The sequence below is a fragment of the Paenibacillus sp. Y568 genome, from assembly GCF_059445545.1.
In genome coordinates this window covers 49,248-69,840 of sequence record NZ_JCAIUM010000004.1, presented here as the reverse complement: position 1 = coordinate 69,840, position 20,593 = coordinate 49,248, and the positions used below count along the sequence as shown (strand labels likewise).

At 40.6% G+C, this 20,593-nt stretch carries 16 protein-coding genes, 1 pseudogene and 1 riboswitch; of the genes and pseudogenes, 5 read left to right on the top strand and 12 right to left on the bottom strand.

Annotation, left to right across the window (positions count from 1 at the left end):
• Positions 1 to 34: 34 nt before the first annotated feature.
• Positions 35 to 2,887 (bottom strand): 2-oxoglutarate dehydrogenase E1 component, encoded by a 2,853-nt coding sequence (locus AC1D7X_RS07205; protein WP_495474912.1) that lies wholly within the window; start codon positions 2,885 to 2,887, stop codon positions 35 to 37.
• 344 nt (positions 2,888 to 3,231) lie between these two features.
• Between AC1D7X_RS07205 and AC1D7X_RS07200 the strand changes: the two genes are divergently transcribed.
• Together AC1D7X_RS07200 and AC1D7X_RS07195 are read left to right on the top strand one after the other, a co-directional pair.
• Positions 3,232 to 4,002, top strand: coding sequence for a YwaF family protein (locus AC1D7X_RS07200; protein WP_495455023.1), 771 nt, complete (start codon positions 3,232 to 3,234; stop codon positions 4,000 to 4,002).
• Between the two features lie 112 nt (positions 4,003 to 4,114).
• Positions 4,115 to 5,050, top strand: a complete 936-nt coding sequence (locus tag AC1D7X_RS07195; protein ID WP_495455022.1) for an ArsR/SmtB family transcription factor — start codon at positions 4,115 to 4,117, stop codon at positions 5,048 to 5,050.
• A gap of 81 nt (positions 5,051 to 5,131) precedes the next feature.
• On the opposite strand, the gene AC1D7X_RS07190 is transcribed toward AC1D7X_RS07195, so the two are convergent.
• From AC1D7X_RS07190 to AC1D7X_RS07180, 3 genes are all read right to left on the bottom strand, one after another.
• A complete protein-coding gene (locus AC1D7X_RS07190; RefSeq protein ID WP_495455021.1) occupies positions 5,132 to 6,712 on the bottom strand; it encodes a copper amine oxidase N-terminal domain-containing protein in 1,581 nt (526 codons plus the stop codon).
• Positions 6,713 to 6,798: 86 nt separating this feature from the next.
• Entirely contained in the window at positions 6,799 to 7,302 is a 504-nt protein-coding gene (locus tag AC1D7X_RS07185; RefSeq protein WP_495455020.1) for a GNAT family N-acetyltransferase, read from the bottom strand.
• 28 nt (positions 7,303 to 7,330) lie between these two features.
• Complete coding sequence (locus AC1D7X_RS07180) at positions 7,331 to 8,170, bottom strand: SDR family oxidoreductase (RefSeq protein WP_495474911.1); 840 nt, start codon at positions 8,168 to 8,170, stop codon at positions 7,331 to 7,333.
• A 160-nt stretch (positions 8,171 to 8,330) separates the two neighbouring features.
• Here AC1D7X_RS07180 and AC1D7X_RS07175 point away from each other — a divergent pair, with 160 nt between their 5' ends.
• On the top strand, positions 8,331 to 9,419 hold the full coding sequence (locus AC1D7X_RS07175; protein WP_495455018.1) for a M24 family metallopeptidase: 1,089 nt from the start codon (positions 8,331 to 8,333) through the stop codon (positions 9,417 to 9,419).
• A 215-nt stretch (positions 9,420 to 9,634) separates the two neighbouring features.
• Here AC1D7X_RS07175 and AC1D7X_RS07170 read toward each other — a convergent pair whose 3' ends face one another.
• Positions 9,635 to 10,321, bottom strand: coding sequence for a queuosine precursor transporter (locus AC1D7X_RS07170; protein WP_495455017.1), 687 nt, complete (start codon positions 10,319 to 10,321; stop codon positions 9,635 to 9,637).
• A gap of 522 nt (positions 10,322 to 10,843) precedes the next feature.
• Here AC1D7X_RS07170 and AC1D7X_RS07165 point away from each other — a divergent pair.
• Together AC1D7X_RS07165 and AC1D7X_RS07160 are read left to right on the top strand one after the other, a co-directional pair.
• Positions 10,844 to 12,532, top strand: a complete 1,689-nt coding sequence (locus AC1D7X_RS07165; RefSeq protein ID WP_495474910.1) for a methyl-accepting chemotaxis protein — start codon at positions 10,844 to 10,846, stop codon at positions 12,530 to 12,532.
• 283 nt (positions 12,533 to 12,815) lie between these two features.
• Positions 12,816 to 13,058, top strand: a pseudogene (locus AC1D7X_RS07160) (transposase); the annotation flags it as partial.
• A 60-nt stretch (positions 13,059 to 13,118) separates the two neighbouring features.
• On the opposite strand, the gene AC1D7X_RS07155 reads toward AC1D7X_RS07160, so the two are convergent.
• The 7 genes from AC1D7X_RS07155 to AC1D7X_RS07125 all read right to left on the bottom strand — a co-directional run bounded on the left by AC1D7X_RS07155 (position 13,119) and on the right by AC1D7X_RS07125 (position 20,043).
• A complete protein-coding gene (locus AC1D7X_RS07155; protein WP_495474909.1) occupies positions 13,119 to 14,513 on the bottom strand; it encodes an L-cystine transporter in 1,395 nt (464 codons plus the stop codon).
• A gap of 206 nt (positions 14,514 to 14,719) precedes the next feature.
• A complete protein-coding gene (cobS, locus tag AC1D7X_RS07150) occupies positions 14,720 to 15,529 on the bottom strand; it encodes an adenosylcobinamide-GDP ribazoletransferase (RefSeq protein WP_495455014.1) in 810 nt (269 codons plus the stop codon).
• Positions 15,526 to 16,098: a bifunctional adenosylcobinamide kinase/adenosylcobinamide-phosphate guanylyltransferase gene (gene cobU / locus AC1D7X_RS07145; RefSeq protein ID WP_495455013.1), complete on the bottom strand. Its 573-nt coding sequence runs from the start codon at positions 16,096 to 16,098 to the stop codon at positions 15,526 to 15,528. Before cobU ends, cobS begins: the two co-directional genes overlap by 4 nt.
• Positions 16,095 to 17,165 carry a nicotinate-nucleotide--dimethylbenzimidazole phosphoribosyltransferase gene (gene cobT / locus AC1D7X_RS07140; protein ID WP_495474908.1) on the bottom strand — a complete coding sequence of 357 codons (1,071 nt, stop codon included), beginning with the start codon at positions 17,163 to 17,165 and terminating at the stop codon, positions 16,095 to 16,097. The genes cobU and cobT overlap by 4 nt, the downstream gene beginning before the upstream one ends.
• A 45-nt stretch (positions 17,166 to 17,210) precedes the next feature.
• A complete protein-coding gene (locus AC1D7X_RS07135) occupies positions 17,211 to 17,987 on the bottom strand; it encodes an ABC transporter ATP-binding protein (protein ID WP_495455011.1) in 777 nt (258 codons plus the stop codon).
• Positions 17,984 to 19,030 carry a FecCD family ABC transporter permease gene (locus AC1D7X_RS07130; RefSeq protein ID WP_495455010.1) on the bottom strand — a complete coding sequence of 349 codons (1,047 nt, stop codon included), beginning with the start codon at positions 19,028 to 19,030 and terminating at the stop codon, positions 17,984 to 17,986. Before AC1D7X_RS07130 ends, AC1D7X_RS07135 begins: the two co-directional genes overlap by 4 nt.
• The gene (locus AC1D7X_RS07125; RefSeq protein WP_495474907.1) at positions 19,027 to 20,043 is read right to left on the bottom strand and encodes an ABC transporter substrate-binding protein; all 1,017 of its coding nucleotides are present in this window, start codon (positions 20,041 to 20,043) and stop codon (positions 19,027 to 19,029) included. Before AC1D7X_RS07125 ends, AC1D7X_RS07130 begins: the two co-directional genes overlap by 4 nt.
• A gap of 250 nt (positions 20,044 to 20,293) precedes the next feature.
• Positions 20,294 to 20,508: riboswitch (cobalamin riboswitch) on the bottom strand.
• Between the last annotated feature and the right edge of the window lie 85 nt (positions 20,509 to 20,593).

Below are 20,593 nucleotides of genomic sequence, written 5' to 3'. Positions count from 1 at the left end.
CCTACCTCCTCATGGAAATACTAAATTAGTTAACCTATTTATTTGAATCTTCTAAACGAAGTGCCACTGAAATAATCTGTTGTTGTTCAAAAGTATGCACTTTCTGGTAGCCACTAGCCGTACTTGAACGTTCAGGACGACCGTTATACGTTACGGATACGCCAGCCGGTGCAACAGCACGAATATGTGGATCAATATAACGCCATGCTCCCATATTTTTAGGTTCTTCCTGAACCCAGATGATTTCTTTAAGATTCGTTAGTCGACCTAATATCTCCTTTAATTCGCTCTCAGGGAAAGGATACAGCTGTTCTACACGTGCAATGTGCAACCATTCCGGACGCTTATCTTCTTCATTATCTAACGCTTCTTCTAGTTCAACTGCAATTTTCCCAGTACATAATAATAATCGTTCTACTTTGTCAGGATTCTCTCCTAAACCAACCTGTTCCATGATTCGTCTGAATGATCCTTCACTGAATTCAGTTCTAGAAGAAGCGACTCTTGGATTACGTATTAAACTCTTTGGAGACATGATAACGAGTGGTCTCGCTTCTTCTGTCTCTGTCAGAGCAGCCTGACGACGCAACAAGTGGAAATACTGTGATGCACTAGTTAGATTAGCAACCGTCCAGTTGTCATCTCCAGCCAATTGTAGAAAACGTTCTAATCGAGCACTAGAGTGTTCTGGTCCTTGCCCTTCATAGCCATGGGGAAGCAACATAATTAAGCTTGAATTCTGTGTCCATTTAGAACGCCCAGCCGAGATGAACTGATCCATAATCACTTGTGCACAGTTAGAGAAATCACCATATTGTGCTTCCCAGATCACAAGCGTCTCAGGTGAAAATACGTTATATCCATACTCAAATCCTAATACCGAAGCTTCCGACAAGGGACTATTATGAATAGCAAACGATGCCTTCGCTTGCGGTAATTCATGCAATGGACAATACGTAGCACCTGACTCAGAATCATGCAGAACTAGATTGCGATGCGCAAACGTTGCCCGCTCTACGTCCTGCCCACTAATTCGAATCGGTTTACCATCACTTAATATCGTTGCGAAGGCTAACGTCTCTGCAAGTCCCCAATCGACTTTCTCTCCTGCATTTAAGGCACCTTGCCGGCGTTCAAGGATACGCTGTAATTTGGGATACACGTTGAATCCTTTAGGACGTTTCAGAAGATTCACATTAATCTCTTGCAATTTATCTAATGATACTGACGTGGATACTGGTTGTGCCGCTTCAGGGACCATGACAGCAATACTCTGCTGGGCCGCATTCTGTACATCATTTCGTTTCATTAAATCATAAGCATCCTTCAAGCGGTTCATTACACCTTGCTTGAGTTGTTCAGACTGTTGCTCTGTAATCCAACCTTCTTTGGAGAGCTTGGCAGCGTATATATTACTTACACGTGCATGAGCTCTAACTTTCTGATATATCAACGGTTGAGTGGTGTCTGGATCATCCGTTTCATTGTGACCGTATCTGCGATAGCCTACAAGGTCAATGAGGAAGTCTTTCTTGAAGCGATTACGATATTCACTCGCCATACGTATAGCCGCAATACAAGCTTCAGGATCATCTGCATTCACGTGAACAATAGGAATCTCGTACCCTTTTGCTAAATCACTTGCATAATGGGTAGAGCGTGAGTCTTTGCTCTCTGTTGTGAAACCTAGATTGTTATTCACAATGATATGAATGGTTCCACCATTCTGATAACCTGGCAACTTGGTGAAGTTCAACGTTTCTGCAACAATTCCTTCTCCAGGGAACGCAGCATCCCCATGGATGAGGACCGTTGCAGCTTTATTTACATCCTGTAGTGGATACCCGGGTTGTCCCCGATCTTCCTGAGCCGCACGAGCATATCCTTCTACAACTGGATTTACAAATTCTAAATGGCTCGGATTGTTAGCTAATGTAATTCTAGCTTCGAGTTTATTACCTTCTTTTAATAAACGTTTGGCACCTAAGTGGTATTTAACGTCACCCGTCCAACCATAGTTAATGCCAGTCGAACCTTCAGAAGGAATTAGCTTTTTGTTAGGTGAATGATGAAATTCGGAAAAAATATTCTGATATGGCTTACCTAGCACATGCGCTAAGACATTCAATCTTCCTCGATGCGCCATTCCCATCAATATATGTTCCGCACCACTATCCATCATATAGCTCAGCATTTCATCTAGCATCGGAACAAGAACATCATTCCCCTCAATGGAGAAGCGTTTCTGTCCTACAAATGTACGATGAAGAAACTCTTCGAATTGTTCTACTTGATGTAGTCTTTCTAGCAGTGTTGTACGTTCATCTAAGGTTAATCCACTGGATGGAGATTCCGCTTGGCGATTAAGCCAAATCCGTTCTTCCTCTTCATGGACGTGGCTAAATTCATAAGCTATCGTGCCTGTATATAATTCACGTAGTCGTAAAATAGCGTCCCACCCTGTAGAAACATTCTCAGGAGCGCTGTTCCAAATTAAGGAAGATGGAAACGCTTTTAAATCTTCTTTTGTCAAATTGTACCGCTCCGGTTGAAGCAGTGTTGTATCGGAAGCAGGACGTATGCCAAGTGGATCGATATCCGCCTCTAAATGACCATAAGCACGAATATTCCACACAAGTTTCCCGGCATCTACGCCTTTCTTCAAGAGATTTCTATCCCAAGAAATCCGTTCCGTTGGAGCTTTAGGAGTTGTCTCTTCATCCGCTTCCATAGGTGGTGCTCCCCATAAGCTAAATAAATGTTGGAAAGTCTGATCTACCGATGTAGGATTGCTTAGATACCGTTCATATTGTTCCTGCACATAACCAAGATTGGGACCATAGTAAGTTTGCCACGGATCGCTAGTGTGTTGCTTATTGGTTATCATTGTCGGATATACCTCCGTCTTGATTTATAATAATTGCTCTTAGCCGAAATTGTTAAATATTATCTCTGATCTCCTCTATTATAATCCTTTACATACAATAGCTGAAATAACCATTTCATATAATTATGATCTAATAAACAGATCAATCACAACATTATCCATTCATACCCTAAATAGGGCCACTCGATTCCTATTCGAGTGACCCTAGGAGCGGTAATGAGGATATTTTCTCCGGTGAGAAGATCACATCCATCGCCTATATCCCCCTCATCTATTCAAAATAGTGGTAATATATTAATAAAAGTCTATTCATCTTATTTCCGATTTTCAGGAAGGAGCAATCCATGTTATCTTCTTTTTTCGACTCAAATAGCACAGAATCATTTCATGCCTACTCCATAGCTCATTTCGTACAAATAGGCATCTTATTGGTCTTAGCCCTACTGATGTTCTTGTTTAGATTCTCTATCAGAAGAACCACTTCAGCTAAAAAGGTGATTCGTTACTTACTAATTTCGATCTTGATTGTGTCAGAGCTTACTCTACATATCTGGTATATCTCTCAAGGAAAGTGGAGCATTCGAACCTCATTGCCGTTGGAATTATGTAGTGTTACTTTATTACTAGCAATTGTAATGCTGTTTACCAAAAGCCGTTTATTATATTCAATCGTTTTTTTTGCTGGATTTACAGGAGCCCTTCAAGCTGTACTCACCCCAAGCTTAGACTATACATATCCACATTTTCGCTTTCTACAGTTTTTCATTGCACATATCGCCATTATTCTCTCAGCGTTATATATGACATGGATTGAAAATTATAAACCAACCTGGAAATCAATCGGAGTTGCATTACTTTTCTTAAACGTCCTTGCCATCGTGGTAGGAATCATCAATTATACAATTGGGTCAAATTATATGTTTCTCATGCGTAAACCACTCACCCCATCCATTCTTGATGTATTGGGTCCACATCCCTATTATTTATTATCTGAACAAGGCATTGCTCTACTATTCTTCACTTTGCTACATCTGATATTCTTTGTCATACCTGATAGATGGAAGCGACGTTCACATCAAGAAATCTCGAAGTCCAAATCCTATCTTGAACGGTGATAATTATACGTATATCTAAATCGTTTAAGAATATACTTAAATTATACAAGCGGTCTCAATCCAAATTTTCATGTGTATCGTCCAACTTAAGCACAGGAAAGGATACAGATAAATGATTTATATTAAAAATCTAATGTCTGGAATTAATATTTTTAAAGCGTTAAGTTCAGAAATTCGTATACAAATACTAGAATTGTTAGCTAACAACCCAAGCCTGAACCTTAACGAAATCGCTAGTAAACTCAATCTAAGCAATGGTGCCATCACTATGCATATTAAGAAGCTTGAAGATAGTGGACTTATCGAAATTAATACAGCGGTCGGCAAACATGGACTCCAGAAAATTTGCTATCTGAACAAAGATAAACTGATGGTAGATTTAAAGAGTAAAGAAGTGGCTAATCTATATGAAGTAGAGATCAAGATCGGACACTATAGTAATTATCATGCCGTTCCAACCTGTGGTCTTGCTACAAAAGATAGTATCATTGGAGACTTTGATGAACCTAGATATTTCGCTGATCCCAAGCGTGTCGATTCAGAAATCATATGGTTATCTGAAGGTTTTTTAGAATATCGCATTCCTAACTATCTGAAACCGAATCAATCATTCAGTGAAATTCAGTTCTCCATGGAACTAAGTTCAGAGGCTCCAGGGTATTGCAACAATTATCCTTCTGATATTCACTTTTATGTGAATGATATTGAAATTGGGTATTGGACCAGCCCCGGTGACTTTGGCGATATTCGCGGAACATTTAATCCGGATTGGTGGCCCCCTCACCTCAATCAATATGGTCTGCTTAAATTGATACGGATCAATAATGATGGTAGCTATATTGATGGATGCCGAATCTCCAATATAACGCTCAGAGACATTGGACTAGACTATAAAAGTAATATTCATTTACGTATTTCCGTTACGGACAATCCTTCGAACAAACGAGGACTAACCATCTACGGTAAGTCTTTTGGAAATTATGGTCAAGACCTTCTTTCACGGGTACTTTATACCGTTCATGAGGATGATAACACCATTACGAACTAGTCATTACCGTAATAAATCAAAAATGGTTGAGCAGGATGTACCCTGCTCAACCATTTTGTGTTCAACTATTTTTGATATTTACTATTGACGTTCAATCAAGATAGCTTTACTTTCACCATCCCATTGTACTGTAGATCCTAATGCACTAGCTATGAAACGTAGTGGTACATAATAAGTTCCTTCAATATTCATTACAGGCTCAGCAAGCTTCACCTTTACTCCATCAACTAAAGCCTGATTGGAACCATTCTTTAGTACAATTGTAGAACCTGTTATATCATCAATAACGGTAATTTGTTTCAATACACCGTCCCACTTCAATTGAGCATCAAGCTCTTCAGCAACATAACGAAGGGGTACCATTTTTGTTTTGTTTACATCAATTGGAAGATCATAATCATAGTACCACTCGTATTCTTCATCCATGATCGTGCTCATGTAAATATACTTCTGACTAATTTCCATGTCTTCTTTCATGAAGCGATATACATCGGATTGATGATCAAAATTACGCAATACTGCTCCTGGTGTAACTTCATCTGCATTGATCAAATCGATTAGAAAAGATCCTTTAGAAGTATCCACTTTATTTGCAGTAACTGCCTTGTTAACATTCCATACTTCACTTGTAGAATGTACTTTAACTTGCTTAACCGGAACTTCTAAAGATGCAGGAATCTGAACCGTAAGTTCTATGTTTTGTTTACGGACCTTTAATTGATTGTCTAACAAGAAGTCCATAGCCAACACTGTATCTTTACCCAACAATTCATTCATTTCAGGTGAATCAGTAAACATTGCATCTACGTTCTTATCATAATCTACGAGCAATTTATTCAATTCTTTTTGCAGTTGATTCGTTACGTAAATGACCGTTGCCTCTTTATCCTCAATAATGCTGGATAATGAACCGAAACCGATTGACTCAAATTCATCATATTCATCGCTATACGTATCTATTTCGGATTTGAACATAGGATAGTATACATCATATATTGTACTGATTAATTCTTTGACTCCTTCTTTATCCTTAGAAACACTAGTCAAGAAGGATTTAACAAGCCCTCTCAATTCGTCTCCACGAATCTCTAAATGAAGCTTCTGTAAATTCAACGTTTCACCGTACACCGTGTCTGTCACTGAAGTGACGGATATAGCAGCAGGGTTAGATGCATTTTTAAATAAGAATGTTCCTACATCCTTAACTAATTTAAGAGATTGATCTGTTTGTGATTGTAGATCAGCCATATCTAAACCTGATTCGGAATATAGTGTATCGAGAGATACTGAGATTGGTAGTTTAGCACCTTGTACCCAAAAAATAAGATTGCTCTTATCTATGGATAGATGGAACGGAATGCTTTTACCATCAAATTTTAAAGATCCTTCCATTGAAGCTGTTGACGCATCTTGTACCTTGGCATGGTCAATTGAAAATGAGAATGAGTTAATAAGATCAATCATTTCCTTGTCTTCATCCGTTAGCTGTGCATCAGAAGGAACCAATTCAATAGATAGCGCTTGTTTCGATTCTGAAGATGTAGCCGTTTGATGATCTATTAAAGCCTTACTAATATCCAATCCTCCGACAGATTGGCATCCTGCTAATATCATGAGCATAGATACTAATACAGCTGCCAACAATACTTTCATTCTTTTCATTACATACTCCCCTTTAAAAAATATTGGAACTTATTCCCTAAGTATGCCAGTGAGGCTTACATCTGTAAAGCTAAATATTGTAATTTCTATACCTTTAGACCAACAATAACTAAGTCACGTTCTACACCATCTAATACAGCAACACCTGGTAGGAAGCCCCATTGTTTAAACCCGTATTTAGATAGTAAACTCAGGCTCCCAACATTATGACCGAATACAAATCCTACCAAGCTAGTTACTCCAAGTCGTGGACATTCAGCTACAGCCTTCTCTATGAGGATGCTACCAACTCCAACTCCACGATATTCCTCAGAAACATAAATACTGATCTCTGCGGTTCCGTTGTAAGCTGCTCTTCCATAAAAGGACTGAAAGCTCATCCAAGCTACAACTTCACCTCCAGCTCTCATAACCCATAAAGGGCGTTGTTCGTCATTATGTTCCTGAAACCATGGTATTCGACTCTCTACGCTTATAGGCTCTAAATCTGCTGTAACCTCTCTTCCCGCCACTGTCGAGTTATAGATAGCTACAATCCTCTCTAAATCACTAGCTTGGGCACTTTCAATACAATATTCTTCTAATCTCATTTCTATTCCCCCACCTTGTCATTGTAATTTAAAGTTCAACTTGCTCTTCACTCCAACGCCACAGCCATTCCGCATCCTGAATATGGTTTGCTCGAGGTGAGAGAGTCTGAACTTTTTGACGGTAAAAGTATTCACCGCTCACACTAGAAAGTTCACGCGCAGTAGCCAGATAAATAGCCGATTGTGAACCTTGATCCGGTGACAAAAAGAAGGGTCTCAACAGCGAATACACCCTTTTACCGAATCCCGTCTGACGATCGACCCCTAAGTTCGTTACGACAGCTCCAGGATGTAGACAATTGGATGTCACACGGGTTCCCTTCAACTTAACTGCCAGCTGTTTGGTGAACAGAATATTTGCAAGTTTCGATTGGGCATAACCCTTAGCCACATTATAGTTCTTCTTAAGTGTTGGATCAGCCACATGTATTTTTCCAACCTTATATGCACCGGATGATACAGTCACTATTCTTCCTTGTTCCGCTAGCATAAGTTGATCTAACAAGAGATTCGTAAGTAGAAAATGCCCCAAATGATTAATTCCTAGATGCATTTCAAACCCATGTTGGGTTAATTGACGCTTTAAGGAGACTACTCCTGCATTGTTAACGAGTACATCTAACACCTTGAATCTCGCCTTATATTCATCGGTAAATCGTCGAATACTATTTAGGTCTCCTAAGTCACAGATCATAAGTTCAATCTTGTGTGAACCACTCTCTTTTATCGCTTCTTCAAGAGCAATTTCACCACGTTTCTCACTTCGACAGACCATGATCACATGAGCGCCTCTTCGTGCTAACTCTTTCGTTGTGGCAAGTCCCATTCCTGAATTTGCACCCGTTACCACCACTATTTTTTCAAGCATAATATTCATCTCCTCGAATTATAATTAACATATAAATCCATATGTAGATGGTAAGCCATTTAGCTTCCCTTTCTCATTTGCTAATAGAAGTTTATAATATAGGTTAGTTCAGATCTACACTATAACCATCATTGCAAATTGGAAAGGATTGAACTTGAACATGAATGAAAGAATAAAAAAATTAGACCAATTTATACAACCTATGGGTCTTGATGCCCTTATTATTACAGACCCTAAACACGTATATTATTTGACTGGTTTTGCAAGCAACCCTCACGAACGTTTCTTAGGTTTGGTCCTAATTACAGGTGAGGAACCTCTACTCATTGTACCTGCTCTTGACGCTGAAGCTGCCCATGCAGCATCCTCTGTTCAGAACATCGTAACGCACTCGGATACGGATAACCCATACGTTCTATTAAAAGATCACATCAAGGGAAGCATTGGTGCCCTGGGAGTTGAAAAAGATCAACTTACAGTCTCTCGGTTTGAGTTATTAAAAGAGTCATTACATGCTCAGTCATACCATGATATTGGCCCTGCTCTTCAAAGTTTGAGAGTACAGAAGACTCCCGAAGAGATTGTTCGAATGAAGCATGCTATTACGCTAATTGAAGAAGTACTTAGACAAGGTCTATCCCGAGTTCAAGTAGGTGTTACCGAAATCGAGTTAGTCGCTGAGTTAGAATATCTTATGAAGAAACTTGGTGCAGACGGTCCTTCTTTTGACACCATGGTCCTCTCGGGATCCAACACAGCACTCCCTCATGGTTGTCCAGGACAGCGAAAGATTCAGAATGGTGATTTGCTGATGTTCGATATGGGTGTCTTCGCAAATGGTTATGCTTCTGACATTACACGTACCTTTGCGGTTGGAGAACTCAACAGCGAACTCACTACCATCTACAATACGGTGCTCGAAGCTAATCTACAAGGTATTCAATCCATTCGACCTGGTGTGACGTTGGCATCGGTTGACCAAGCTGCTCGTAACGTTATTGATCTAGCAGGTTATGGTCCATATTTCGTACATCGTCTTGGACACGGGTTGGGCATGGATGTCCATGAATATCCGTCAATCCATGGTAACAACTCGGATCTTGTTCAAGCCGGTATGGTATTTACAGTAGAACCAGGAATCTACGTTCCTGGATTGGGTGGAGTACGTATAGAGGATGATATTGTCGTAACCGAAGATGGGGTTGAAGTGCTAACCACCTTCCCTAAAGAACTAACTTTCTTAGGTTAAAAATACCACTTAGGACGATACTATATCGCTAATTCACACAAGCATAAACGGCTTCGCCGTCCTTTAGCGGCGATGAAACGTTTAGCGTTGAAATATAATCCTATGTATAAGCAGAAATACTTATACATTCTTATATTTTAATAAAAAGGTTATCCTATGCCCAATTATTGGCATTAAGGATAACCTTTTTTTTTCAATGTATATGGTACGTTCACTTACTCGTCATCGGTAAATTTAAAAGTTCGCGCCTTATATAGAAATGGTGTTCCAACAGCTGTTAATACGAACTTAATAATATAAGTAGTTAATAATATCTCCACCCAGACACCCCAACCGTAACTTGGTATCGAAAAGGCTATTAAACAAAAGATTAATGTATCCACGAAAGAACTGATCATCGTACTTCCATTATTACGAATCCAGAAATGCTCGGGCTTCGGATAGAACTTTCGAATCCAGCTGTACAACTTCACATCGAGAAACTGACTTACGAAGTATGCGCTTAGACTACCTACAGCTAGTCTTGGCATAAGTCCAAATACCTTCTTCAACGAATCTTGAGCAAAGTCTCCTTCTGCTGGCGTAAACAAAAGTGCCATCTGCATAATGACTGTTGTCATCAATAAGGTAAAGAACCCGAACCATACCGCTTTGCGAGCTTCTTCCTGCCCATACTTCTCATTTAGCAGATCGCTAGTCATATACAGACTCACGTACATGGTATTTCCTAAAGTCATAACAATACCAAACATATCGATCGTTTTGGTAACCTGAATATTAGCAATGACCGTAGCAACTCCAATCCATGCATAGAGCCCCTTCTTACCGAATAGGCGGTAACACAACAGAAAAAGCGAAAAGTTTACGAGCACATATACAATGCCCCACCCTAAATTAAACATGATTAATCCTCCTAGTTTTGATACGCGGGATGGTTACGAACCGCGGTCTTAAACGTCTACAACGTTCAAAACATGATCTACTTTAACATAAAGGACAGCTACTGACTAGCCTTATTTTAGAATCCTCCTTTTATTTATCCATAAGAGAGAACTCACTATATTTCTTTGGAAAAGTGACCAAAGACCTAGTATAATTAAGTATATGGAAATAATTTCATCACATGTTGTATTTTCTGAAATATTTCAGTTGAGCTATGAAAAAACACTATTCAATTATCTATTATTTTTGTAAAATAGTAACTACGTCATTGAATAGTTTCATTTATATTCTTTATTTGGTTGTTATTTCCGAAAGTTATGGACTAAGGTCCCCCCTTTTATCCTAATAAGCCAGAAACTATCATCCAACAAAAGACCACCTTTCTATACTGTGCTAGAAGCTGAGAATCGCAATATCACGATAGCATCCAGGGAACCGAATCAGAATTGCAGAATCTTAAGCCGAATAAGGAGATGAACCATATGTTTAAAATTAGAGATTCTATTGGACGTAAATTCATGTTTGTTGTTTCTATTGTGTTATTAATCGCTGCTTTACTCTTCAGTATAAGCTTCTATAATGTGTCTATGGGAATAATCAAAGACTATGTATTACCCAAGGTTGACAGCAGCCTTCAAACTAACTCCGATGATATTTACAAAAATCTTAACACATCTCAAATATTGCAGACTCAAAAAGGTAATGAAGGTTCTCAAAGCATGATTTCCTCTTACTTCGATCAAAAAATAAAGAAGTTTGAACTACATAACATCTATCTTGCAGACGTTAAGGATAATAAAGTAACCATTCTCGCTTCCAACATGCATTCACCAATGAAGGCGCAGGAGTCTGTTGAATTCCAAGCTGAAATGAATGCTGCCGTCAAGAATAAAATAGCTGTAAGTGATGTATATACAAATAAATTTGGTACGTTTAAAACAGAATTCATCGCAATCCCAGGAAGTACTATGATTCTTGCCATCAGTGTGGATGCGAGCTTTATTCCTGCAGAAACTCAACTCATCTTATGGATTTGTATAGGAATCACAGTACTTGTTATGGCTGTTGGACTTCTCATTGCGTTCTTTAGTAGCCGGGGTATTATCCGTCCCATTGTTAAACTTGTAGCGCACAGTAATCTTCTCGCACAGGGTGACCTACAACAAGAGATAACGGTCAAGGGACATGATGAAATAGCTCAACTTGCAAGTAGCTTCCATCGAATGACTCATAATTTAAAAGATATGATCGAACACGTGCAACAGACTTCCCTTGAAGTATTGAGTGGATCTGATGATTTGATGAAACGTACTGATTCTATGAAGACTATGGTTGAACAATCCAACTCCGTTCTGAGGGAAATTGACAAAGGCAGTGAAAGTATAGCCTCTACTTCAAGAGAAAATGCCATCGCCATGGATGAAATCACTCAAGGTATCAGCCATATTGCTAATTCTTCAGGTGACGTATCTGAACAGGTATCCGAAGCTTCTAATGAAGCAACTAGTGGTAATCTACTTGCACAGCGTGCTATCGATCAGATGCAACAAGTAGAGCAAATTTCCCTTGATTCATTAGAATCCTTCCGTTTAATGAATGAACGTTCGCAAATCGTAGGAGAAGTGGTGACCTTCATTACTGATATTACGAAGCAAATACAAATGCTCTCACTAAACGCCTCTATTGAAGCAGCTCGTGCAGGTGAGCATGGAAAAGGTTTTGCGGTTGTTGCAGGTGAAGTCCGTAAGCTATCCGATCTATCACGTAATGCGACGCAACAAATTGGAGAACATTTGTTATCGATTCAGAGAGATACCGAAGAATCCGTTACGACGATGAGCCGTGTTAATCAAGAAGTTCGCTCAGGTAAAGAGTTAGTACAAGATGCCGGAAAAGCTTTTAACCAACTTAATATGCTCATTCAAAATGTTAATCAGACCATACAAACCGTATCTGCAGCTACACAAGAAGTATCCGCTGGTACGGAAGAGGTAAGTGCCTCAGTCGAAGAGACTGCTCAAATCACCTCGAAATCACGTGACCAGATGCGTGAAATTTCAAATACAAGTGAACAACAGCTCAATGAGATGGAGGCGCATCGTACAACCGTTGCTAGTCTTCACGAATATGCTCTGCAACTGCAAGAATCGATTCAGAAATTCAAGATTTAACATATGTATTAAACTTTAGGGGCTGTCCCAAAAGTCATGAAAATGGCTAGGGGTGCCCCATTGTAATTTTTAGGAGAAAGTTAGGTGTTCCGAGAGAACGCTCCGCGAACGGACCGTTTTCTCCAATCGCTGTGGTCTCCAAATTTCTGGATTGAAACCGCTCAGCGGTTGAAATTCGGAGACCAAGTTTTTCTTGCAACTTTCCAACCGATAACAACACAAAAAAATCGCTCTTTTTGGTAAAATGGAAGTACCAGCAACCATTTCAAAAGGAGCGATTTCTTTGTACATTCAATATAACTTGAACCAGCTTTTCCTACCAATGGATTTGGAAGAAGACATTCCTCAAAATAACCTCGTTCGTCTCGTCAATGTAGCCGTAAATCGACTGGACGATGCGATCTTAGACGCAGCCTATCCCGGTGGTGGACGTGAAAGCTATCATCCTAAAATGCTTACTAAAGTCATCATTTACGCCTACACCCAACGAATCTATTCATCCCGTCAAATTGCAAAATCCGTCCGAATTCAAAAATAACAGGACAGGGATAGCTCCCTGTCCTGTATTTCTAGTCTTCTACTTGACTTAAGCTTGTGTTGAATCTAAATCTATATTCTGATCAAGATAAACCTTGGAATCATTTTCTTTTAGAATTTTGCTAGTAATAAGACCTGAAGTCATGGAATCATTTACATTCAGTGCAGTACGTCCCATATCGATCAGAGGTTCCACAGAGATCAGTAAACCTGCTAATGCAACAGGTAAACCCATCGTAGAAAGTACAATAAGTGATGCGAAGGTAGCACCCCCGCCAACACCTGCAACTCCAAAGGAACTAATAACAACTACTAGAATCAATTTCAGAATAAAACCCCAACTTGTTACATCTATTCCAACTGTTGGAGCAATCATTACTGCAAGCATTGCTGGGTAGATTCCAGCACATCCATTCTGACCAATCGTAGCCCCGAAGGTAGCCGATAGGTTCGCGATCCCTGTAGATACTCCTAGTTTTCTTGTCTGAGTCTCTACATTCAGCGGAATGGTAGCTGCGCTTGAGCGTGAAGTAAATGCGAATGTGAGTGTAGGTAGAACTTTTTTCAGATATACTAACGGGTTAAATCCGAATAACGTGATCAATATTAAATGAATAATAAACATAACAATCAAAGCTACATACGAAGCAATTACGAAGTTAATTAACTTTAAAATTTCATCAATCTGGGTCGTAGCAATAGTCTTAGTAATCAATGCCAAGATACCGTACGGAGTCAGTCTTAACACAAGAGTAACCATCCGCATGACAACAGCATATACCGCATCGATCAAATCACGGAAGACTTGTGCCTGTTTCGGTTTCTTACGATCTATTCCAAGAACAGCTATCCCGATAAAAGCCGAGAAAATAACAACAGCAAGTGTAGAAGAACTGCGGGCTCCGGTCATATCTGCAAAAGGATTTTTCGGAATAAATTCAAGAATTTGCTCCGGAATCGACTGATCTTCCACAACGCCAAGTCTCTCTTCTAACTTCACACCTTGTGCCTGTTCTCTGTCGCCACTCGTAATATCAATAGCCTGTAAATCGAAACTTAGCGTAGTGATAATACTAACTGACGCCGCAATAGCCGTTGTAATAAGAAGAACAGCAATAATAGAAAAACTCATCTTCCCAAGGTTCTTAACACCATTCAAATTCATAATGGCAGAAATGATGGATACCATGATTAACGGAATTACGATCATCTGGAGCAAGCCCACGTAACCATAACCTACTAAGTTGAACCATTCTGTGGACTTACCAATAACATCCGAATCCGGTTTGAAGAAGAATTGCAGAACCACTCCAAATACGATTCCCAGCCCTAATCCTGTAAATACACGCTTAGTGAAGGAGATATGTTTCTTTTGCATCCATACTAGTAATCCAATCAGTACCAGCATAACCGCGATATTGATGATAATCCATAAAGTGTCCATTATATATGCCCCCCAAATAATAAAATATAGCAAATAAATATGATTGCATTGTCGACGATTCATATCATAGCATATACCATAGTATTTGGGTAGGATTAATTTGTTATTAAAAACCAGCTCTTTCTAGAGCATATTAGAACTATATGTCTTTCTTAAAGATTTAAACCCTTTTTTCACATGAATATCACGCGAAAGACATCATTATCTCACATATGATGGTACAACAGCACCAACATAAGTAATGCTACGACTTCAAGTAACTCATTAAGAGCACCATACGTATCCCCTGTTAATCCACCTAATGTGGCGTTTAGTCTCCGTGCCAGCCATGTTCCTGCAACCCACGCTGCCAGAGGAATCGTAATGAATCCAAGGAGTGCAGTCGTCCATGTAACACTGTCCATATATATTAGAGGGACTATCGATGCAACAACACCTGACAACACAATCGCCATAAGCAACGCGGCCATAATCTGCCCTTTATTCAACCCATGAAATTTACCAGCCAATCCATCCTTACCACGAGCCATAGGCCATGAAGACATTGCATGAACCATAAACCAACGGCTCCATATCAAAGGTAACAAGAGAAGTCCTGAGTCAACCCCACCATCTAATAGAAGTGAATAGATTAAAGAGAGCTTCAGCATAAGCAGCAACACACATGCCAAAACACCCATAGCTCCAACACGGCTATCCTTCATAATCTCCAACATTTGTTCACGCGGACGATAACTTAAAATACCATCTGCCGTATCCATCCAACCGTCCAAATGAAGCCCCCCAGTGAGCCCAACCCACAAGATGAGTGTCAACACGGCTGCTGGTAGTGGTGGCAATAAGTAACCAAATCCTGCGGCTCCTGCCCATACGACAAGCCCAATGGCAGCACCTACTAGCGGATAGAACTTCACGCTTTGGCGAAACAATGTGGGTGAATAATCAAGATTAGCCTTCACAGGAAAACGTGATAGAAATTGAAAAGCGGCCGCAGCCGCTTGTCCCCATTTGGTCATAATATATACTCCCTACTCTTCAGTTCAATAGGAATACCCGCTGTCACTAAAAAGACTTCAGGACAACATCTGGATATAGCCTGGTTCATAAACCCTGCTAAATCACGATACAATCTACCTAGGGGATACTCTGGCACAATCCCATTCCCAACTTCATTGGTTACCATAATTAAATGTCCTGGGTACTGCTGTACCTGTTCTACTAGATGTAGGATATCGGCTTTCACTTTCTCTTGCATATCCTGTTGTCCTTCATAAGATAGGAGGATATTAGATAGCCATATCGTGAGACAATCCACTAAAACCGTTGGTGCTTCATTGGCTTCACTCAGGTGATTCTCACGCCAATCACTCAGAAGCTTAGCGAGATGGAACGATTCTTCTACATTTCGCCATGGATAGTTAGCTTCCATACGCTGAAGTTTGTGAAGTGCGATCCGCTCTGTCATCTCATCATCAAAAGCTTGTGCTGTAGCAACATATACAGCTCCCTGTGACTTGGACATACATAACCTCTCAGCAAAGTTACTCTTCCCGCTTCGTGCCCCACCTGTAACAAGTGTGATCATTTCTTCTCTTCCTTAGTTTCACCCGATACGCCTGCACTTTCAAAGGTTGCCATTTCGTTTACTATACGGCAAGCCGCATCTACAAGATGTAGACACAATACACCACCTGTACCTTCACCTATGCGTAGGTCCAATTCCAATACGGGTCGAAGACCCAACTCTTGCAACAACATTCGATGTCCCTGTTCATGGGAAGCATGCGATACAATCATATAGTTAGCAACTTCTGGACAAATCGCCTTGGCAAGCAACGCCGCTGCACTAGAAATGAACCCATCGATAATCACCGGACAACCATGTACAGCTGATCCAAGAATAACACCAACTAAACCACCAATCTCAAGTCCACCAACCTTCGCAAGAACATCTACAGGATCTAGTGGGTTAGGGGCATTCACTTTCAATGCTTGTTCTACAACGCTAATCTTATGTTGTAAACGTGCATCATCAATGCCAGTCCCTCTTCCCACCGCATCACTGACCGAAATATTGGACAGTGCACATATAATTGCTGAACTTGCAGTCGTATTACCAATGCCCATTTCACCCGTTATAAATAGTTGTACCCCACGGTTAACAGCATCTTCAACTATCTTGACGCCCACAAGAATGGACTGTATCGCTTCCTCATATGTCATGGCAGGACCTTGTGCCATATTAGCTGTACCATAGCGGACTTTACGTGAAATGAGTTCAGGGTGGGACAACTCACTATTCACACCGATATCCACGCAGACAACTTCCGCACCTGCTTGTCTAGCAAGTACATTTACCGCTGCACCACCAGCAAGAAAATTATGTATCATTTGAGGTGTCACTTCTTGTGGAAAAGCACTCACACCTTCTTCACATACCCCATGGTCCCCTGCCATAATAATGACTTCTCTACGGTCAAAGGAAGGCTTCACTTCGCCTGTAATCCCAGCAAGTTGGATTGCCATCGCCTCTAATTTACCCAAGCTTCCCGGTGGGACAGTAAGGTTACCTATATGTAATTTTGCTGCCTGAATTGCAGTTTGATCAAGACCTTTGATTTCTCCGATTCGTCCCATGATTTCTTGACTCATTATTCATTTCTCCTTTTAGAGGTTTTATAACGTTCTTAATACATTTTAATGACGAGATAAAAGTACTTGTGGAACCCCACTATTGGGATGTTGAACAACAGCTGGCTCAACAGCATAAACTCGTCGGATATTGTCCTCTGTTAAGATCTCTTCGGGTGTCCCTATTCCAATAACTTCTCCCTCTTGCAGTACTAACAGTTTATCACAGAATTGAGCTGCTAAATTCAAATCGTGGAGTACGGCAATAACCGTAATTCCTGTTTCTTTACGCCAGTTAGCAACCAACTCCATGAATTGCAGCTGATAGTAGATATCTAGATACGTCGTGGGCTCATCCAACAATAGAATTCGGGGTTCTTGGGCCATTACTTTACCTAATGCCACACGTTGCCTTTGTCCACCACTAAGTTCATCTAATGGTCGATCACTTAGCTCCTGTAGCTGTAACATATCCATGACGTCATCAATAATAGTCTCAGCACTCTTTCCCCGATCTCGTCCGAGCCAGTCTTGAAATGGGAATCTACCCATTTCAATAATATCTCTAACGGGATAGTTAATGGCAGGAAGGCCATCCTGCTGAAGGACAGCCAACATCTGAGATAACTCTCGCCGACTATACTCCGAGACATGATGGCCTCGAATCATAAGTTCACCCGTGGATATCTTGTCGACTCCAGAGATTAATTGGAGTAGCGTTGATTTACCACTCCCATTTGGACCAATGATTCCCCACCACTCTCCTTCTTGTATGGAGCAGTTCACATCGATGAGTGCCATAAGCTCTCCGTAACATTTAGATACATTCCGCAACTCAATCATACCTTACCACCATTCCCTTGCTTCTTATTACGATATAACAAATATGCAAAGAAAGGTGCCCCAAGAAATGCCGTGACTACGCCTAGTGGAATCTCTGTTGGTGCAAGAATGGAGCGGGCAGCGGTGTCACACCACATGGTAAAGATCGCACCTCCTATTGCTGATAATGGAACGATGAGTCGATAATCAGGACCGGTAATGAGTCTAATCATATGCGGAATCACAAGACCTACAAATCCAATGACACCCGATACAGATACGGCAGCTGCTGTTAATAATGTCGATACAACTAACGTAATTAGCTTAATTCTCTCCACACGAAGACCCATATGTGCCGCCTGACGTTCTCCCAGTGCTAATAAATTTAAGGATCGTGCACTACTCCAAATGATGAGAAGCCCAATCAAAACGTATGGTAATAGCATTAAGGTATATGACCAGCCTCGGAAGCTGAGTCCTCCCATCGTCCAGAACAAGATTTCATTAATCGTCTCCTTCGACATCGCTGTTAGGAAGGATACTATAGCACCTAGAAAGGATTGCATCACTACGCCAGACAAGATCAGACTGTTAGTAGGAATCTTCCCCCCGTCTCGTGCCAGTGATAACACGCCCCATAGCGTCAATAAGCCCGTAACAAAAGCAACCAATGGCAGTGTCCAAGCACCTACAAGTGAATACTGTATGCCAAAGAATATGAGAACTGCAGCACCGACAGATGCACCTGAAGATACGCCAAGGGTGTAAGGATCAGCTAGTGGATTACGAAGTACACCCTGAAATCCAGAACCAGCAATAGCAAGAGCCGCTCCGACCAACATACCAAGGACAATTCGTGGTAACCGGACTTTGATCAATATTTGTTCAAAGGCAGGGCTCCAATTCGGAGTAATCGCATCACCAATCCATGGTGCCCTGTGCAATAGAATGGTTATAATATCTTTTACTGGGATCTCCACTGCCCCTATGCCAAGACAGAGTAGAAAACTCACGATAAGCAAGACTACCCCGAGTCCGCCATACCAAGCTAACTTTGTTCTCATGGCTTCATAAGTTCAGGATAAATAGCATTGGCAATGATCTTAAGTCCTTGTGTCACACGTGGACCCGTACGACTAATTAGACCATCATCTAATGCATATATATCATCATTCTTAATAGCCGTAATTTGATCCCATCCACTACGAGCTTTAATGACCTGGTCTAAGGTTTCTTTTGTATTCTCATCAATGACATTCTTCGAATATAGAATCACATCAGGATTATCATTAATAATTTTCTCTTCGCTAATTGCATTCCATCCCACTGTATCTGCAGCGACGTTAACACCCCCAGCTAGGGTGATTAACTCATCCAAAAATTCGCCATTTCCTACCGTCCAACCAAGCGAAAACTCCAAATATACTGTCTTTTTCTGTTCAGGTGTAAGTGATTTAACTACTTCCGTCACTTCATCGCGCTCTTGTTTCATTGTATCTACAACACGCTTTGCCTCTGCTTGACGATCGGTAATCTTACCCAATAATTCAATATTGGCAATGACCTCATCCACGGACTTCGCATCTGTCTTAAATGCTGGAATTCCTAAATCACGAAATTTCTCGTTAGCTTCAACATTCAAAGAAGTACCTGTAAGAACAAGATCAGGTTGTACCGCAATAATCGCTTCCTCATTCAGATTATATAAATCACCCATCTTAGGTTTGGATTTCGCAGCTTCTGGATAATCGTCATAATCAGAAACACCGACAATCTGTTCATCTAATCCTAGAGCAAATAATATTTCTGTCTCTGCTGTAGATATCGATATTAATTGATCCGGAGCCTCACTAAATGTAAAACTTTCGCCTGTCACATCTTTTACGGTAAGTGGATAGACCGTTCTCAACTCACTTGCCTGTTCTACAGGTGGAGTACCCTGTTCATTGACTATTGGTGCTGATTCCGTTACTTGCTTCGCTTCATTATTATTTCCACAAGCTGCGAGTGATAACGCTAGAATAATCGCTAGGGCACCCGAACTCCAATTCTTCCAATTCTTCCAATTCTGTTTCATTGTAATCTTTCTCCCCTATCTTCGTATTCCATAATTTACGAGACGCTCTCCATGTGATCTCAATGAATTGTCTTTACGAAGTCTTTGCATTCGCAACAAAAAAAACCTGATTTTCTTGTGTTAAGAAAGCATCAGGGGTTACGTTTATACGGGGTGTATGGTAACAGTCACCATGAGTTCCGCGGGCTATGTACCGAAATGAATCGGTGTACTTCCATAAGCCAAACGTAATCCCTTCCTCGAAGGACCGTCGTAATATACTCATAAGGCAGGTCTCCTGGCTCACAGGTTCGCTAATGTCCTCACCTTCCCATCCTGCTTGTCGCAGAACAGTGGTACATTAAGAACATCCCTGTTTCACAGTGGCGGGACCGCGTCGGAATTTCACCGACTTCCCTTTTAACTAGACGTTGAAGCACGCACGTATGGTGCACTTCTACCCTAGACCTCACAAGTTTATTATATTCATTTAAGGACAAGTCTTGCCTCTCTACTCAAAATTATAGGTTAAATAGAGTCACCTTACAATCTAATGTTAACAATACGCTAT

Coding starts and splice junctions, on each gene's coding strand:
- AC1D7X_RS07205 (WP_495474912.1), bottom strand. CDS start 2,887: ATGATAACCAATAAGCAACACACTAGCGATCCGTGGCAAACTTACTAT.
- AC1D7X_RS07200 (WP_495455023.1), top strand. CDS start 3,232: ATGTTATCTTCTTTTTTCGACTCAAATAGCACAGAATCATTTCATGCC.
- AC1D7X_RS07195 (WP_495455022.1), top strand. CDS start 4,115: ATGATTTATATTAAAAATCTAATGTCTGGAATTAATATTTTTAAAGCG.
- AC1D7X_RS07190 (WP_495455021.1), bottom strand. CDS start 6,712: ATGAAAAGAATGAAAGTATTGTTGGCAGCTGTATTAGTATCTATGCTC.
- AC1D7X_RS07185 (WP_495455020.1), bottom strand. CDS start 7,302: ATGAGATTAGAAGAATATTGTATTGAAAGTGCCCAAGCTAGTGATTTA.
- AC1D7X_RS07180 (WP_495474911.1), bottom strand. CDS start 8,170: ATGCTTGAAAAAATAGTGGTGGTAACGGGTGCAAATTCAGGAATGGGA.
- AC1D7X_RS07175 (WP_495455018.1), top strand. CDS start 8,331: ATGAATGAAAGAATAAAAAAATTAGACCAATTTATACAACCTATGGGT.
- AC1D7X_RS07170 (WP_495455017.1), bottom strand. CDS start 10,321: ATGTTTAATTTAGGGTGGGGCATTGTATATGTGCTCGTAAACTTTTCG.
- AC1D7X_RS07165 (WP_495474910.1), top strand. CDS start 10,844: ATGTTTAAAATTAGAGATTCTATTGGACGTAAATTCATGTTTGTTGTT.
- AC1D7X_RS07155 (WP_495474909.1), bottom strand. CDS start 14,513: ATGGACACTTTATGGATTATCATCAATATCGCGGTTATGCTGGTACTG.
- cobS (WP_495455014.1), bottom strand. CDS start 15,529: ATGACCAAATGGGGACAAGCGGCTGCGGCCGCTTTTCAATTTCTATCA.
- cobU (WP_495455013.1), bottom strand. CDS start 16,098: ATGATCACACTTGTTACAGGTGGGGCACGAAGCGGGAAGAGTAACTTT.
- cobT (WP_495474908.1), bottom strand. CDS start 17,165: ATGAGTCAAGAAATCATGGGACGAATCGGAGAAATCAAAGGTCTTGAT.
- AC1D7X_RS07135 (WP_495455011.1), bottom strand. CDS start 17,987: ATGATTGAGTTGCGGAATGTATCTAAATGTTACGGAGAGCTTATGGCA.
- AC1D7X_RS07130 (WP_495455010.1), bottom strand. CDS start 19,030: ATGAGAACAAAGTTAGCTTGGTATGGCGGACTCGGGGTAGTCTTGCTT.
- AC1D7X_RS07125 (WP_495474907.1), bottom strand. CDS start 20,043: ATGAAACAGAATTGGAAGAATTGGAAGAATTGGAGTTCGGGTGCCCTA.